15 protein-coding genes and 1 pseudogene are annotated in these 15,112 nt (G+C 46.7%); 10 read left to right on the top strand and 6 right to left on the bottom strand.

Going from position 1 to position 15,112, the window contains the following annotated elements; genetic code table 11:
* The first annotated feature begins 141 nt into the window (after window positions 1–141).
* The 4 genes and pseudogenes from DXA97_RS12035 (at window position 142) to DXA97_RS12025 (ending at window position 3,006) form a co-directional block, all read left to right on the top strand.
* Window positions 142–491: pseudogene (locus tag DXA97_RS12035) on the top strand (type II toxin-antitoxin system PemK/MazF family toxin).
* Window positions 492–569: 78 nt separating this feature from the next.
* The gene (locus DXA97_RS20205) at window positions 570–731 is read left to right on the top strand and encodes a hypothetical protein (RefSeq protein WP_002576183.1); all 162 of its coding nucleotides are present in this window, start codon (window positions 570–572) and stop codon (window positions 729–731) included.
* 55 nt (window positions 732–786) lie between these two features.
* Window positions 787–2,736 (top strand): recombinase family protein, encoded by a 1,950-nt coding sequence (locus tag DXA97_RS12030; RefSeq protein ID WP_118720335.1) that lies wholly within the window; start codon window positions 787–789, stop codon window positions 2,734–2,736.
* A 24-nt stretch (window positions 2,737–2,760) separates the two neighbouring features.
* The gene (locus DXA97_RS12025) at window positions 2,761–3,006 is read left to right on the top strand and encodes a DUF6061 family protein (RefSeq protein ID WP_117484580.1); all 246 of its coding nucleotides are present in this window, start codon (window positions 2,761–2,763) and stop codon (window positions 3,004–3,006) included.
* Window positions 3,007–3,073: 67 nt separating this feature from the next.
* On the opposite strand, the gene DXA97_RS12020 is transcribed toward DXA97_RS12025, so the two are convergent.
* From DXA97_RS12020 to DXA97_RS11995, 6 genes are all read right to left on the bottom strand, one after another.
* Window positions 3,074–4,897 (bottom strand): HAMP domain-containing sensor histidine kinase, encoded by a 1,824-nt coding sequence (locus tag DXA97_RS12020; protein ID WP_147355566.1) that lies wholly within the window; start codon window positions 4,895–4,897, stop codon window positions 3,074–3,076.
* Entirely contained in the window at window positions 4,834–5,298 is a 465-nt protein-coding gene (locus DXA97_RS12015) for a hypothetical protein (RefSeq protein WP_118720331.1), read from the bottom strand. Before DXA97_RS12015 ends, DXA97_RS12020 begins: the two co-directional genes overlap by 64 nt.
* Before the next feature lie 2 nt (window positions 5,299–5,300).
* Window positions 5,301–5,972 (bottom strand): response regulator transcription factor, encoded by a 672-nt coding sequence (locus DXA97_RS12010; protein ID WP_117515285.1) that lies wholly within the window; start codon window positions 5,970–5,972, stop codon window positions 5,301–5,303.
* A gap of 85 nt (window positions 5,973–6,057) precedes the next feature.
* Window positions 6,058–7,230 carry a hypothetical protein gene (locus DXA97_RS12005; protein WP_117515287.1) on the bottom strand — a complete coding sequence of 391 codons (1,173 nt, stop codon included), beginning with the start codon at window positions 7,228–7,230 and terminating at the stop codon, window positions 6,058–6,060.
* Between the two features lie 44 nt (window positions 7,231–7,274).
* The gene (locus tag DXA97_RS12000) at window positions 7,275–7,907 is read right to left on the bottom strand and encodes a hypothetical protein (protein ID WP_021683574.1); all 633 of its coding nucleotides are present in this window, start codon (window positions 7,905–7,907) and stop codon (window positions 7,275–7,277) included.
* On the bottom strand, window positions 7,900–9,027 hold the full coding sequence (locus DXA97_RS11995) for a DUF6076 domain-containing protein (RefSeq protein WP_117552066.1): 1,128 nt from the start codon (window positions 9,025–9,027) through the stop codon (window positions 7,900–7,902). The genes DXA97_RS12000 and DXA97_RS11995 overlap by 8 nt, the downstream gene beginning before the upstream one ends.
* Before the next feature lie 223 nt (window positions 9,028–9,250).
* Between DXA97_RS11995 and DXA97_RS11990 the strand changes: the two genes are divergently transcribed.
* The 6 genes from DXA97_RS11990 to DXA97_RS11965 all read left to right on the top strand — a co-directional run bounded on the left by DXA97_RS11990 (window position 9,251) and on the right by DXA97_RS11965 (window position 15,085).
* Window positions 9,251–9,871, top strand: a complete 621-nt coding sequence (locus DXA97_RS11990; protein WP_117552067.1) for a CHC2 zinc finger domain-containing protein — start codon at window positions 9,251–9,253, stop codon at window positions 9,869–9,871.
* A complete protein-coding gene (locus DXA97_RS11985) occupies window positions 9,846–11,237 on the top strand; it encodes a phage/plasmid primase, P4 family (protein ID WP_117552068.1) in 1,392 nt (463 codons plus the stop codon). The genes DXA97_RS11990 and DXA97_RS11985 overlap by 26 nt, the downstream gene beginning before the upstream one ends.
* A gap of 380 nt (window positions 11,238–11,617) precedes the next feature.
* Entirely contained in the window at window positions 11,618–12,907 is a 1,290-nt protein-coding gene (locus tag DXA97_RS11980; RefSeq protein ID WP_118720329.1) for a plasmid recombination protein, read from the top strand.
* Between the two features lie 15 nt (window positions 12,908–12,922).
* The gene (locus tag DXA97_RS11975) at window positions 12,923–13,108 is read left to right on the top strand and encodes a hypothetical protein (RefSeq protein ID WP_007488117.1); all 186 of its coding nucleotides are present in this window, start codon (window positions 12,923–12,925) and stop codon (window positions 13,106–13,108) included.
* Between the two features lie 89 nt (window positions 13,109–13,197).
* Window positions 13,198–13,428, top strand: coding sequence for a helix-turn-helix transcriptional regulator (locus DXA97_RS11970; RefSeq protein WP_007488123.1), 231 nt, complete (start codon window positions 13,198–13,200; stop codon window positions 13,426–13,428).
* Entirely contained in the window at window positions 13,409–15,085 is a 1,677-nt protein-coding gene (locus DXA97_RS11965; protein WP_118607221.1) for a recombinase family protein, read from the top strand. The genes DXA97_RS11970 and DXA97_RS11965 overlap by 20 nt, the downstream gene beginning before the upstream one ends.
* Window positions 15,086–15,112 lie beyond the last annotated feature (27 nt).

Here is a 15,112-nt window from a genome sequence, read left to right as displayed (position 1 = left end):
GTGTTCCCATCGTCAGGGGGCGTGGCAAATATGACGAGTAATCCGAACAGAATAACAGTAGCCGCACCAGGTTTTTATCCGAAGATTTCTTTCAGACTGGTGCGGCTGTTTAAGTATTAAGATATTAGGGAGGCGAGAGTGATGTTTGAAAAATTCCATCGAGGTGACATATATTCGGCTGATTTAAGCCTGGTATCGGCTCTGAACAAAGTGGCTCTCGTCCTGTACTCATTCTTCAAAATAATGTGGGAAATTGTTTCAGTCCTACGATTATTATTGCAGCAATTACCAGTGTAAGCAAAAAAAGCAGAAAGTTCCCCACGCATTACCACTTAAATGACAGATGCGGTTTGGTGAAACCATCTGTTGTTATGCTGGAACAGATCAGAACAATCGACAAGTCGAGGTTAAAAAACTATATTGGTCATCTAAACAAGGATGACATGGAAAACATAAACAAGACGCTCTTGTGCAGTCTGGGGATTACATAAAAGTGCCGAAAGGCGTATCATTTTCAGGCCGTGCAAGTAGAGTTATAATTTCGTTAGGAATTGCGGAGGTGATTCTGAATGGAGAATATCCAGAATAAAAGCGCATTGATTCCTTCAGATGAAATCCGGTCAGAAGAACGTCTGGCGGAACAAAAATTTGAAGCGTTTATCACTTCGCTGGCACATATAATCGAGAAATATGGTATGAGAGTGCTGGGCGAGGTTGACGGAGCTGCGTGAGAATCGCAGCTTTACATAGGGTATTTTCCAAAAGTAAATTTTGGAGGTATGAATTATGAACCGATATGGAAAACGCTGTGTTTTGTATCCGAGGGTCAGCACAGAGATGCAAGTGGACGGATACAGCCTGGAAGGTCAAAAAAATATGCTGACACGATTTGCGGATCGTGAGGAAATGATCGTTGTTGATACTTATGAAGATGCCGGTAAATCCGGTAAATCCATTGAGGGACGGCCTGCCTTTCAAAAAATGCTCAGAGATATTGAGGATGGCTTGGACATTGACTATATTTTAGTGTATAAGCTGTCACGGTTTGGTCGTAATGCAGCAGATATACTTAACTCTTTGGAGTTGGTTCAATCTTATGGTGTAAATCTGATTTGCATAGAAGAAGGGATTGATTCCTCTCAGACAAGCGGAAAACTTTTGATTTCTGTACTATCTGCTGTGGCTGAGATTGAGCGTGAGAATATTATCGAGCAGACGATGAACGGGCGGCGCGAAAAGGCACGGCAGGGTGGATGGAATGGTGGCTTTGCTCCCTACGGATATACACTGGAAGATAACAAGCTGATGATTGAAGAAACAGAGGCTGTGGCAATACGGAAGATTTTTGAATTATATACTTCATCGGAAATCGGTTTGGGTGGTATTGCGAATCAGTTGAACTTACAAGGTATACGGAAAATTCCGAGGCAGAATGGCACATTAGAGGATTGGACAGGACATTTTATTAAACTGATATTGGATAACCCGGTTTATTGCGGTAAAATTGCTTATGGACGGAGAACGAAGGAAAAAGTCAAAGGCACAAAAAACGATTACCAGATGAAAAGAAATGACGATTACATTCTGACAGAGGGACAGCATAAAGGAATCGTTAGTGAGGAGGTATGGGAAAAGGCTCATGCCAAGCGTCTTAGAACCGGAGTAAAGCAACCGTCAAAAATTGGGCGAGATCGAGTTCATTTGTTATCCGGTCTGCTGAAATGCCCGGTTTGTGGAAGTCCCATGTATACGAATAAACACGCATGGACAAATAAAGATGGCACTTACAAAGAAATTTACTATTATGTATGTAGTCGGAATAGGATGGTCCGGGGGAAGCATTGTGAATATAAGGCGATGCTGAAAAAGACCGATATTGAACCGATGGTCATTGAGGCAATTCGTGAGATCGTAAGGAATGAGGAATATGCCCAAGCCATTAAAAAACGGATTGGCGTTCAGATTGACACGAAAGCAGTGGATAAAGAACTGGAGGGCTATCAGGCAAAGCTGAAGGAAGTTGATCTGAATAAAACAAGATTGGAACGGGAAATTGACAGTCTCCCTGCTGATGCAAAATATCGGGAACGAAAGCTCCATGATATGACCTTGCGGTTAGATTCCCTATATGATGTCATTGTTGAGCTGGAGGAAAAAATCGAAGATGCCAGACTTCGGCGAGATGCAATTAAGCAGCAGGCAATTACTCTTGAGAATATTTACAAAATCATGGTGAACTTCGACTGCGTTTATAATATAATAAATGACGAAGAAAAGAGAAATGTGGTCACAGCCTTGATTAAGGAAATTGAAATTTACAGGAATGACGAGTCTGAATATCCGCTAAAGCGGATTGGTCTGAATTTTCCGGTGTTCAAGGATGGCGGGGAAGTTACGGAGCTTTTGTGGGACAAAGGGAATACCGTTGAGACGGTTGTCTTGCTTTCCAAGGGCGAGGTCGACTCGAAAAAGATTCGGGTTGAGTTCTCTTTGGAAGATATGGATATGTCAGAGTTCCAAGATGGAGCTACCTATCCGCAGATCAAGGAGTATGTGTTGGAGCATACCGGGTTAAAGGTGTCCAACCTCTATATCTCACAGATTAAGCGGAAATGCGGGATTGAGGTAGGCAAAAACTATAATCTGCCGAAATCCGAGGATTCCAGACAGCCCCAGTGTCCACCAGAAAAAGAGAAAGCAATCCGAGAAGCATTCAAATATTTTGGGATGATCTAACATCCCGCAGAATGGAGGTTTCTTATGGATAGATTGATTTCTTGTGAGTTCAACATGGATAACGCCTGTGTGGAGCTGAAATTTGCAGATGGCAGCATGATTGCGATTGACACGATTGCCGTGGAGAATGAGGTTGCCGATAATATGTATCAGCGGTCGGAGCTGGACTGGCTAATCTACAACAAGCCGCTGGAATATGCACAGCTTGTGTTTGGCGGTGATTTAGAACGGTTTGTGCAAGGCGTATCGGAACATCAGTTGATGGATTGAACTGAATAAACATAGCGCAGCCCACCGGTCAAAATGATCGGTGGGCCGTGTTGTTTCTAACAAGGTTTTAAATTGTAAACTGGAACTCCACACCCGTCTTCGTGTTTCGGACAGAACACTTGCCGCCGTGCAGTTCCACGATATTCTTCGCAATAGCAAGACCAAGCCCCGTGCCGCCTCCGGAGCGGGATTCATCAACTCGATAGAAAGTGTCCCATACTTTAGCCAAAGCTTCTGCGGAAAGAGGCTTGCTGTCATTTTCGATGGAGAATGTGGTTTTACCACGATTGTTCTGAATCCGTACTGTGACACTGCCACCGGCGGGGGTGTACTTGACTGCATTGGTCGCAAAATTCTCAACCACCTGTGCAATTCGATTCTCGTCCGCAACGATGGTGCTTTGCTCCGGGAACTCGTAGCTGATCTGCAGTTCCTTTGCCTCTGCCGCCATTTGGAGTTTCTCGAAGATGGCTTTCGTAAGATCGGCAAGCGAAAACTCATCCCGTGAGAGCTTCACTTTACCCGCTTCAAGTCTGGACAAATCCAGCATCTCCAAAACCATACCGTCCGTTCGCTCGGCTTCCGCAAGGATCACATCCACATACTTATCACGTTTGTCTTCTGCAATGTGTTCCTTCAGTCCCTCTGCATAGCTGTGAATCACCGCCAGCGGAGTCTTCAGTTCATGGGCAATATTAGAGGTCATCTGACGACGGTTTTCCTCAGCTGCTTTTGCATACTCAAGTGCCGTGTTCAAGCGTGTAATCTCGTTTCTTTGCATCCGGCTCTTATCGCTATGCTTGGCGAAACCCTCTTGTAGCAACTTGCTTTCATACCAAGCTTTTGACATTTCCGGATATAGGTAGTTCTTCTCTTCTTCGCTCATCAGCGCTTCTCCAACCGATAGGACAGGTTGGATTAAATGATTTTTTATTATGGAGCGTAATACGAACACAAGTGCCACTGCAATAAGAAGTGTAATTAAGTACACAACGCTCAGTTCGCCAAATGCGGTGCGCCAAGGAGAGCAGTACACGACACTCACGGTATAAAAATGGAGATCAGGCGCTTCTTCTGCATAGGCAGCCTCCCCATAATAGTATGGGTCATAATAGGTTTCTCCATCGAAGCTGTGACAGTAGTTCACACTTGGGATTAAAAGGTCAAGGCCATCGTAGAAAGTCAAATTCTTTGCTCCGGCAGCCAGTTCCGGTCCAAGTTTGGCAACAAGGGAAGCTACATTTTCATAGTCTGTTCCTTTGTACGAAAAAGCAGGAGATATCTCATTATAGCAAACATCAAACCAATCAGAGTAGAATACAACAACGTCCTCACTGGATAAAGCGTCAGAGGCATCTTCGTACATGGTGTTCCATTGAAGATCGTAATCCTCTACGATGCCGGAAACGGTATACTGACCACTTCCCTTTGAATCTAAGGCATGCTGGAATTCGTCCCAATCGATATATTCAATTTTGATGGGTGTGAACTCGACACCATCAAAAGTCCCGGTAAAGCGCATTGCGGCAGCATCGAATGTCAGAACGCTGTTGCTGAGTATCTCCTTACCTTTCTCAGTAAGCATTTCTCTATCAAAGAAAGCACGGGCATTATTCCCGGATCTTTCCTCTCGATTATCCCATTGGTTTTCTGTCAAATACTCGAAGTAAAAGAAATCCGACCAACTACATTCAAGAAGATTTCCTCCTGCATCATAAACAGCAGTAGCAGAATATACCTTGTTGCTGTTTGGCCGCTTTAGAAATTCATCATCTTCACCAACTATAAATCTCGCACCATAAAAAGTATCTGCATGTCCGCCGTCGTCTACCGCCTCCCACCGGCGATTTGCATCGTAGTTCGCATAACTGGAATCAAAACCTTTCCCCAACCAGTGTTCAAAGCTTCGAGTTGCATGGTAGATGCAAAATCGCGATAGCCATTTAGATATCTTGTGGCGGCATACTCAGCAGTAACGGAGGTCAAGCAGAACATTCCTGCTCCCCAAATTACAAACAATGCGAGGGAAAGTAGGCAAGTAATAGCTGTCAGAGCGGTACGCTGTTTCTTTTTCCTTGCTCTGATTAGACCAACCACGATGATGGCGACAGCCAAAACAACCTTTACAATTCCTTGAAACAGTTTATCCTGTACTAATTCCCAAATAATGCTTTCACCAGAATAATAAGCTACAAGGTCTTTCCCGATTGTTGCATAATTGCGGAAATCAACAATCGCCCAGATTAGGAAAAGAGCTGATGCAATCCGATAGCCTTTGGAGATTTTTTTCATCGTCACCCCTCCAATCTATAACCCGCCTTAATAACGGTCTTGATGCATTCGGCATAGTCGCCAAGTTTTTCTCTCAATCGCTTAATATGGGTATCTACAGCCCGAGATTCGCCCTCGTAGTCGTAACCCCAGCACTTAACCAGAAGTTGCTCACGGCTCATGACAAGGTTTTTATTCTGCATCAGGCAGCGAAGGAGAGCAAACTCCTTCGGCGTCAAAAAGACTTCCTTGCCTCCAGCATAAGCTCTGCCTGCAGTCAGCTCCAGAGTGATCCCGCTGACCTCCATCCGGTCACCGGCAAGGACACTGCGCTGATTACGCTTGATGAGCGCCATAGTTTTTGCATAAAGGACAGACATGGTGAATGGCTTCGTCACATAATCATCTGCACCGAGTTCATAACCCAGCAGTTTGTCCTCCTCGTCGGAAAGGGCTGTGAGGAAAATGATAGGAACATCGTTTGTTCTGCGCACAGCACGGCAGACAGAAAGCCCATCAAGCTCCGGCATCATAATGTCAAGCAAAACTGCGTCAAATTCATTTTCATCAATCAGCTCAAGCGCCTGTATTCCGTTGCTTGCTTCAACAGGCAGTTCTCCCTTGCTGCTGAAATAGTCACACAGGATTTCCCGCAACTTGGCCTCATCTTCTACAATCAAAATCTTACTGTTCATAATACTTTTCCTCCTTTCGCCCTTACTGTACAACACCGATTTGTATTCTCTGTGTCAAAAGAAATGATTTTTAATATTTATAAGCTTATTCAAACGCTACTGTAGTTTCCTTTGGCAGCTTCTCATTCTCGCAGCTCAAAAGGTAGGATATTACCTTGTTGGCAAAGCGGTTTGTTTTCATGGTATCCCAATCGGCAAGTCGGATAATCTCCGCTGTGCCGTTTTCAAAATCCAAGGAAATCTCGCCCCATTCGCCGTCGCAGTCTGCCTGGTATTCGTAGATTGCGGCGGCAATTTTCTTTTTGCGCTTGGTTTTGGACTTCTGTTTCAGCCGGACAGCATGGATTGCGCCCTCGGCAACCAATAATTCCGTCAGCCTGTCCACCGCTTTCCGGTAGGCTCGCTCTGCACCGCTGGCTGTGCTGCCCTCGAACATAACTGCAAGTTCCTCAAAGGTGGGACGACCTTTCCATGAGCCGACACGCCCACAGGTCATGCAGATTGCCAGCCGCTTTTCAAGCAAGGTCTGCTCCCGGTAGTTCAGTTTCTCAAAAGCCCGCTGCACCTTTTCCGCCTGTATGCCGTTCCAGAGAATGTCGGCATAGTTCCAAGTATCATCAAGGGCAACATCTTCGTCGGTTTCCTCGCCGTCCTCGTCTGTCACATAGAAAGGCTGCTGATTGCGGATGCCACGGACAACTTTCAGATATTCTTCCGCAAGGGCAAGATCACAGTTGTACTTCTTGGCAAATTCGCTGACTGCATCCTTGCTGTTATGGTAGAGCCAAGCCATTGACCGCACCATTTTGTAATTGGTCAGGGAGGATACCGACCATTTTTCTTCTCCCATGCGAAAACGTAGCATAGCATCCCGAATGAATGGAAAAATGTATGTAGCATACTTCGCACCCTTGGCAGGATCATAGTCCATCAGCTTTTGGAGCATTTGCTCCCGGCAGGAGAGCTTTATATCTATAAATCGGTCTGTGTCGTACAGATCGCCGCCATCCACACCGAGAAAGTCTTTGATGCGCTTGTTAAGTTGCGGCTCGTAGTGGTGTAGGAAGAATGAGAAATATATCAAATTCTTTTCCTGCAAGGCAGACAGGATATATTCGTTCAGATTGCCCACCGCTGGAGGCTCCGGTTCCAGTTGGAAGATGCGCTCTGCCGCATAAGGAATGATGCCGTCACCGTGCGGATTGACAGCGTGTTTTGGTATGTATCCGGTCATGTCCCATGAAAAATCACTCAGCATAGCGCACCTCCTTTCGGTTCTTTCTCTATCAATATCGACAGTAATTATGCATCGAACTTTTTGTTAGTAGTATTATTTTCGTCGTCCATCATATCGCTTAGCACGGCAAAAGCTTGGCTCAGCGGCACAGCCTTAGAAGTCCAGTTTTTCAAACTAAACAAGTTGGAAGATTCATCAAACACATCAAATTCGTCTGTCCCATCAGTGATTTTCTTCAAGTACAACATTTCTATCAAATACAAAGCTCCCAAGATATTTAGTACATTCTCCTGCTTTGCTTGCTTCAACTGCTCATAGCGGTTGTGCTTGACATCTGTAAATGCTCCCCACCATTGCAACGACTGTGCGGGCTGGGTAATATCCCAATTCATAAACGGTTGTATTTCGATATCGTATTCCTGTACACTGATTTTTTGATTTTTTATATCCGGTGTGTTGGTCAAAATATACTGTGCATAGTCTGCAACCGTTTTTCGATCCGTTGTATTGAAACCGCAAAACTCTTTGAATACAGTATCCAACTCTGCCCCTATGGCTTGAATTAAGAGGGCATATCCGTTAGAAAATGCATCAAAATTGTCCTCATGTAGTTCTACAAACTCTATTGATTCAACAAAACGCTTTTCGAGCATTAAGTAGTATTTCCAATGATTCTGACTAAGTTCTTTTCTATTCATGTTTGTCCCTTTCTTTGTATATTTTTGCACTTGCTTCCTTTTTCAAAGCCGCCTGGTCCATTTCTTTTTCATAAGCTCCCTTGGCATAGGCTACATTGCTCAATGCCCGGAGCATCTTATCTTTTGCCAGCTTTTTCATAACCTCTGCAAGATCAGCGTCCAGAGTACCACGCTTCACATAGCGGTTTATGGTGTTCAGCCGTTTCTCATAAATCTGTTTCACCGGATGATCGTCCGCAAGCTCCCGTTGTTCTCTGCCTTTCAGGTTGCCGATCTGCCGACAGGTGCGGTGCAGCTTGTCCCCCGGTGCATAGCCGCCACAGTATTTGGTGTGCCGTGCGTTGGTGGTCAGAAACCACTTGCCGCAGATTTTGCATTTCTTCGGTGCATGACCAACACACAGGCCCTCAAAGAGATCAGACCGGAACATCCCTACAAAGGATACATAGTGCATCCGCTTGACCAGCTTCGCAACTTTTTCGCCGGGACGGATGACGGATACATACTGAACGGAATTGTTCAGGGTAGACATCCAGGCATTGCCTTCCGTGATGGAAAACTCCGGCGGGAAATAGCTGCCGAACATTTTTGCAAAACCCTCTGCGGTGCGGTCTGCTTCGTTGCCGTCTGTTTTTTCTGCAAAATCAAGCATGGCCGTTTGGTATTCCCCAAGGGAGTATGCCAGATGCCCGAAAACTGCGGTATAGCGTTGGAGCATCATCGCATCGGTAAAGTTCTGGATTTCTTCAAACTGCAAAGAATTGGTTGCGGCTTTTATGGCAAACTCCACATATTTCAGCGTATTGTCCACAGTAAAGACTTTTTCAATCCGTTTTCTGTGCTTTGGTATATCCATATAGGAGAACGGCGGAGTTTCGCTGAGAATATCCAACATCGCCAGAGTAGCTTCCCTTGCAATGGGACAGAGTGCAGAAGCATCCTGTCCGGCGTTTAATGTTCCGAGCAGCAGATTGATGTTCTCGCATTGCTCGTTCATCCTTGAAATGGTATCCGCAGGGACATTCAGCGCATCACAGGCAAGCGTGCCGACAGGAAGTGTTTTTCCCTCATATATAACCGTATCCTGCCAAAAATCCAATGTCATCAGTTCTTGGTTCATGCTTGCCCCTCCTGTCCTGTTTTTCTACTTTCTTGATTGTATCATGCAAATGTAAAGAAATCCATATTCTCTGAAAAGTTGTCCTGTTTTTTGAAACGGGGTTGTCCTCCGATTACCCTGTTTTTTGAAAAATCCGTCATAACCATAATAGAAGGAGCGAAGCACCTGCCAATCACGGCGGCTGCTTCGTGCTTTCCAGAATATTATGAACGGAGGGTTTTCTATGACAATCTATGAAACCATCAAGGCGGCAATCAGCGTCAAGCAAGCCGCCGAACACTACGGGCTGAAAGTGAGCCACAACGGCATGGCTTGCTGCCCGTTCCACAACGACAGGCATCCGAGCTTGAAGCTGAATGAGGACTATTTTTTCTGCTTCGGCTGCGGAGCCAAAGGGGATGTGATCGACCTTGTGGCAAGGCTGTTCAATCTGAGCAGTTATGAAGCAGCGCAAAAGCTGGCTTTGGACTTCGGGCTTGACCCGAAATCGCCCACTGCCGCAGCTATGGTCAAGCCGAAGCGTCCCTATATCCGTCAGTTCCGGGAGGATGAAATGCTGTGCTTCCGGGTGCTGACGGATTATTTGCATCTGTTGGAAGATTGGAAAGTGCGCTATGCTCCCAAGACACCGGAAGATGCTCTGGATGACCGTTTTGTGGAAGCCTGCCAGATGCACTGCCATATCGAATATATGGCAGATGTGCTGACGGTGGGTGATCTGGAAGAACGGGTGGCATTGGTGGACAAGCTGATGCTGGACGGCAAAATTGCTTTTCTGCAAGAGTATACCGCACGAAAGAAAAAGGAGGTGGCGCACCATGGCGAAGAACCGGAAAACGCCTGATATGAACTTGCCCATGTGGTTTGACGGGCAGAACATCAACGAAGCTCTGTTTTGTGAAGAATTTCTGCAAGAGCGCAGGATCATCTTCGCAAACGGAGCTTTTTTCACGCCCGATGGTCGAGTGACGGACGATCTTCCTCTGCGTGGGGAGATTTACGACAAGCTGAAATTCTGTGCCGTGAACAACATCCCCCGGAAGATCACCAACATTCTGGAAGTGCTGAAACTGGAAGCGCAAGTGCCTGACTTTCCACCGGAGCAGGATCGCATCCATGTGTCCAACGGTACGGTGCTGCTGGACGGCACATTTACCAAGGGCAGGCCGACTATCGTGCGAAGCCGTCTGCCGGTTGCCTACAATCCCGATGCTACTGCGCCGGTGATCTGGCTGAACTTTCTGGACGGACTGCTCCATGCGGAGGACATTCCCACCTTGCAGGAGTTCATCGGCTACTGCCTGATTCCCTCCAACAAGGGACAGCGTATGATGGTGATTAAGGGCAATGGCGGCGAGGGCAAATCCCAAATCGGAGCTGTGCTTTCGGCTATCTTTGGCACGAATATGAAAGACGGCAGCATCGGCAAGATTTCTGAAAACCGCTTCGCCCGTGCTGATCTGGAACACATCCTGCTGTGCGTGGATGATGATATGCGGATGGAAGCTCTGCGCCAGACCAACTATGTAAAATCCATCGTGACAGCACAGGGCAAGATGGATTTGGAACGCAAAGGCAAGCAGAGTTATCAGGGCTGGATGTTCGCCCGGCTGCTTGCGTTCAGCAACGGCGATTTGCAAGCTCTTTATGATCGCAGCGATGGTTTTTACCGCAGACAGCTTGTGCTGACCACCAAGGAAAAGCCAGTGGACAGAGCTGACGATCCCGACCTTGCGGAGAAGATGAAAGCCGAATCCGAGGGTATCTTCCTGTGGGCATTTGAAGGCTTGCAGCGGCTTGTTGCCAACAACTTTAAGTTTACGGAGAGTGACCGTATCCGGGAAAACCGGGAAGCGGTCAAACGTGACAACAACAATATCTTTGATTTCATGGATTCCGAGGGATACATCCGGCGTAAAGCGGATGCGTCCATCAGCTCCAAGGATTTCTATGAAATCTATCGGATGTGGTGCGAGGAAAATTCTCTTGCTCCGCTGAAAGTCCGCAGCTTCAGCGACGCCATGATTGCCAATGCCAAGAAATTCAATCTGGAGCATTGCAACAACATCACCAACTCAGCCGGACGGCGGGTGTGGGGATTCATGGGAGTGGAAGCCATTGCACGACCTCATATAAATGGGTTTTACGGAGATTCGCCGTGTACGTACGTACCGGAGGACATTCCGGAGGAATGGCGGCAGGTCGAGTAAATCCCATTGCTGGTATGTATGTACGCAGCAAAAGAGCGTAAAACGCTTGTTATAGAAACAGCACACATCCTCTCGTTCGGGCTGTTTCTATGTCCACAGGCTTTTGAAAAAGTGTCTGTGGACACCGGCTGCAAGAGGAAGTTGACACAGAACAGCTTCATGCAGACGGGCTGACCATGGGAAAAGGCGCAGACATTTTCGCCTTGGTCAGCAGAGGTCACCGCAGTGACCGCATTCCCCCTCGGGAGAGCCCTCGGAGAGCCCACGGCACTTTGCAGCCAGTATGGATGAAAGTGTCATAGTGGGTTATTACACTTTGAAAAAGTGCCTCTCCGTAGCTCCCCACTGTCTGCAAATCTCAAAGAAAGGACAAAAATTCAATGGCAAGAAATGATGGAATAGACCGTACCATAGCCAGAAATCAGGACTTGAAAACGCCTGCGGATGTGGCGAAGGTACAGGAACACAATGAGCGTGAAAAGGACAGCTACAGCAATCAGGACATCGTGCCGGAGCGCACTTCTCTGAACGTTCATTTCAAAGCACCCACGGATGATTATGTGAAAATGTTTGAGCAGATGGAGCATGATAATGTGATCTCCACAAGAGGTCTGAAACCGGATGCTGTGAAATACGGCGAGTTGGTGTTTGATGTGAACTCCGCCTATTTCTACAACCACGGCGGCTATGAATTTGCGAAACAGTTTTATACCGATGCCTATAAAGCCGCTGTGGAGATCGTGGGTGGTGAGCAGTATATCCTCTCCGCTGTGATGCACGCCGATGAGCGCAACCGGGCAATGTCCGAAGCTCTTGGCGAGGATGTGTACCACTATCACCTTCATGTGGTTTATATCCCGGTGGTGGAAAAGCAGATTCTTTGGTCGAAGCGGTGTAAGGATGAAGCACTCCGGGGAACGGTAAAGGAAACAATTACACAGGTCAGCCGAAGTAAGAAATGGGACTCCAAGCCGTTGCTTGATGAAAACGGAAATCCCATGCTCAACGCAAACGGAAAAAAGATTTTGAAGTCGTCCTACAGTGTGTTGCAGGATGACTTTTTTCATTTCATGCGAAATGCCGGATATACCGATGTGGAGCGTGGAGAGCGTGGCAGCACCGAGGAACATCTGACAGTGACACAGTTCAAGGTTCAGGCTGAACAGCAGCGTTTGGAAGCTATGACCGGACAGGTGGCACAGGCGGAGCGGGGGGTGGAGAATGCCAAAGATGCCACGGAGAAACAGAAAAAGAAACTGGAAGCTCTGCAAAAGGAAACCAAAACAGCAAAGACCGTTGCTCTGACGGTGCAGGAGATTGAAACGATGGGAAAGAAAGCCACATTCGGAAATAATATCACGCTGACACCGGATGAGTGCGACACGCTCAAACGCTATGCGGTCAACGGCATTATCGCCAATGCTGACAACAAGCGCTTGAAGGAGAAACTGGCTTCCGCTGAAAAGACGGTTTCCATCTGGAAACAGCGGTATGAAGCAGTAAACGAAAAATATATGGAACTGAAACAGAAAGCCCAGCCTTTTCTGGATGCACTGGAAATTGCATCCGAAAGGGTTCGGGCTTTTATCAATTCTATCCTCATCAGAGGAAAGGAAACGCAGGAACACAAACACCCTGACCGGAAGCGTGGACAGGATATGGAACTTTGATGGAGGAATCGCCTATTGAAGAAATATTATGAGGAAGCGAAATATAATGCGGCATTTGACCGCTGTGTGGATGTTATGAGCCAGATGCTCCAGAAGTACGGGCATCAGGTTTTGGATAAATTAGAGCAGGATACACCGCAAACGGTGGAGTGTTCCAAGGATGATAAGCAAGCGCAGCCTTTGACGGATAAGGCTGCGTAAAAATTTACAATTTACACGTTGCGTACTTGTTGCGGCTATGCTATAATATGTACGCAACGTGTATTTTTGCTTTTTGGGAGAAAAGACGAATGGATTGTAAAAACAGAATTATTAAGTTGCGTGAAAGCACAGGACTGAACCGGAAAGATTTTTGCAAGCTCGTCCATATTCCTTACCGGACTATGACCGAGTGGGAATTGGACAACCGCCATGCACCGGATTATGTGCTTAGACTTTTGGAGTATTATATCCGCAACGAGGGATTGATGGTAAAAGAAATGAGCGAAGGAGGTGGCGATTCTGAAAAAGAAGCAACTTAAATGTTATCTATATACGAGAGTGTCCACCTCCATGCAGGTAGACGGATACAGCTTGGATGCCCAGCGGGACAAGTTGCGGAAGTATGCGGCATACGAGGATATGGTCGTTGCCGGGGAGTATTCTGACGAAGGATTTTCCGGCAAGAACATCCAAGGGAGGCAGGAGTTTCAACGGATGCTGAACGACATCCAGGACTGCAAAGACGGCGTTTCCTATGTGCTTGTCTTTAAGCTCTCCAGATTTGGCAGAAATGCAGCCGATGTTCTGAACTCTTTGCAGCTCATGCAGGATTTTGGTGTCAACCTGATTTGCGTGGAGGATGGCATTGACAGCTCCAAGGATGCCGGAAAGCTTATGATTTCCGTGCTGTCTGCGGTGGCGGAAATCGAGCGAGAGAATATCCGCACACAGACAATGGCAGGACGGGAGCAAAAGGCTCGTGAGGGCAAATGGAACGGCGGTTTCGCTCCCTATGGATACAAATTGGAAAGCGGAAACCTTGTCATTGCGGAGGATGAAGTGGAAGTAATCCGTGTTATTTATGACCGCTACATCCATACCAATGAGGGCGTTGCCGGAGTTGCTAAATATCTCAACCGCAACGGGTTTGTGAAGAAGCTGCGGCAAAATAACACCATCCCCGGATTTTCAAGGAACTTCGTGCAGGACGTACTGGATAATCCCGTTTATATGGGTAAAATTGCTTATGGCAGACGGAGAACCGAAAAGAGGCAAGGTACAAGAAATGAGATGCACGTGGTCGAGCAGTCGGAGTTCCCTGTTTACGATGGTCAGCATGAAGCCATCATTTCCGAAGAAGATTGGTATCTGGCACAGGAAAAGCGCAAGATCAATTCCTTTAAGCGGGAAAAGGTCAACAATCCAGACCACGCACACATCCTATCCGGTATTTTGAAATGCCCGTGTTGCGGAAAGAGTATGTACGGCAATATTGCCAAGGCTCATAGCAAGGACAAGAAAACACGGTATTATTACTACTGCAAAAATACGGTTACGCCGACGGGACATGAGTGCAGCTTCCGGCTGAATATCGAGCAGACGGAAATCAACAAATTTGTGGCGAAGGTCATCTCCGCTATGGTCAGCAATCCCCGATTTATAGAAGCAATTCAAGCGAAAATTGGAACGGCGGTTGATACAGAGGATATGGAAAAGCAGATCGCCGTTCTGCAAGGACAGCTAAAGCAAGCCTTTGGAACGAAAAGCCGCTTGGAGCGTCAGATGGATACTTTGGACATCAACGATGCCCACTATGACAGAAAAATTTTGGATTTGCAGCGCCGATATGATGAACAGTATGATACGATAGAAGAAATCGAAGTTCAGATTGGCGAATTGCAAAGTCAGATACGCAGCATCCAGCAGGAGAAAATCTCCGGCGATAACATTTATCGGCTCTTACTGGCATTTGATGAAGTCTACCATTCCGCAACGGAAGCAGAACAGAAAGAGTTTATGAAAGCCTTTATTGAGCGAATTGAGATGTTCCCGGAAAAGAGAAAAGACGGAAGCTGGATAAAGAAGATTGTATTCAACTTCCCTGTGCCTGTTGATGGCGAGGAAGTGAAAGAACTTCCCTTGGAAACTGAAACAACAGTCGAAACAGTCTGCCTTCTGTCAAGAAAAGCCCAATAAATCAAAGGATTTCGCCATTTTGGGAAT

It is taken from the genome of Clostridium sp. OF09-36, from assembly GCF_003481985.1.
In the GTDB taxonomy this organism is placed as follows: domain Bacteria; phylum Bacillota; class Clostridia; order Lachnospirales; family Lachnospiraceae; genus Brotaphodocola.
This window is presented reverse-complemented; position numbering and strand designations above follow the sequence as displayed.

Excerpts from the sequence above, each read along its gene's own strand:
- DXA97_RS11990 (WP_117552067.1), top strand. The coding sequence starts at position 9,251 with ATGACAATCTATGAAACCATCAAGGCGGCAATCAGCGTCAAGCAAGCC.
- DXA97_RS12030 (WP_118720335.1), top strand. The coding sequence starts at position 787 with ATGAACCGATATGGAAAACGCTGTGTTTTGTATCCGAGGGTCAGCACA.
- DXA97_RS11970 (WP_007488123.1), top strand. The coding sequence starts at position 13,198 with ATGGATTGTAAAAACAGAATTATTAAGTTGCGTGAAAGCACAGGACTG.
- DXA97_RS12015 (WP_118720331.1), bottom strand. The coding sequence starts at position 5,298 with ATGAAAAAAATCTCCAAAGGCTATCGGATTGCATCAGCTCTTTTCCTA.
- DXA97_RS11995 (WP_117552066.1), bottom strand. The coding sequence starts at position 9,027 with ATGAACCAAGAACTGATGACATTGGATTTTTGGCAGGATACGGTTATA.
- DXA97_RS12010 (WP_117515285.1), bottom strand. The coding sequence starts at position 5,972 with ATGAACAGTAAGATTTTGATTGTAGAAGATGAGGCCAAGTTGCGGGAA.
- DXA97_RS11980 (WP_118720329.1), top strand. The coding sequence starts at position 11,618 with ATGGCAAGAAATGATGGAATAGACCGTACCATAGCCAGAAATCAGGAC.
- DXA97_RS20205 (WP_002576183.1), top strand. The coding sequence starts at position 570 with ATGGAGAATATCCAGAATAAAAGCGCATTGATTCCTTCAGATGAAATC.
- DXA97_RS12000 (WP_021683574.1), bottom strand. The coding sequence starts at position 7,907 with ATGAATAGAAAAGAACTTAGTCAGAATCATTGGAAATACTACTTAATG.
- DXA97_RS11985 (WP_117552068.1), top strand. The coding sequence starts at position 9,846 with ATGGCGAAGAACCGGAAAACGCCTGATATGAACTTGCCCATGTGGTTT.
- DXA97_RS12005 (WP_117515287.1), bottom strand. The coding sequence starts at position 7,230 with ATGCTGAGTGATTTTTCATGGGACATGACCGGATACATACCAAAACAC.
- DXA97_RS12025 (WP_117484580.1), top strand. The coding sequence starts at position 2,761 with ATGGATAGATTGATTTCTTGTGAGTTCAACATGGATAACGCCTGTGTG.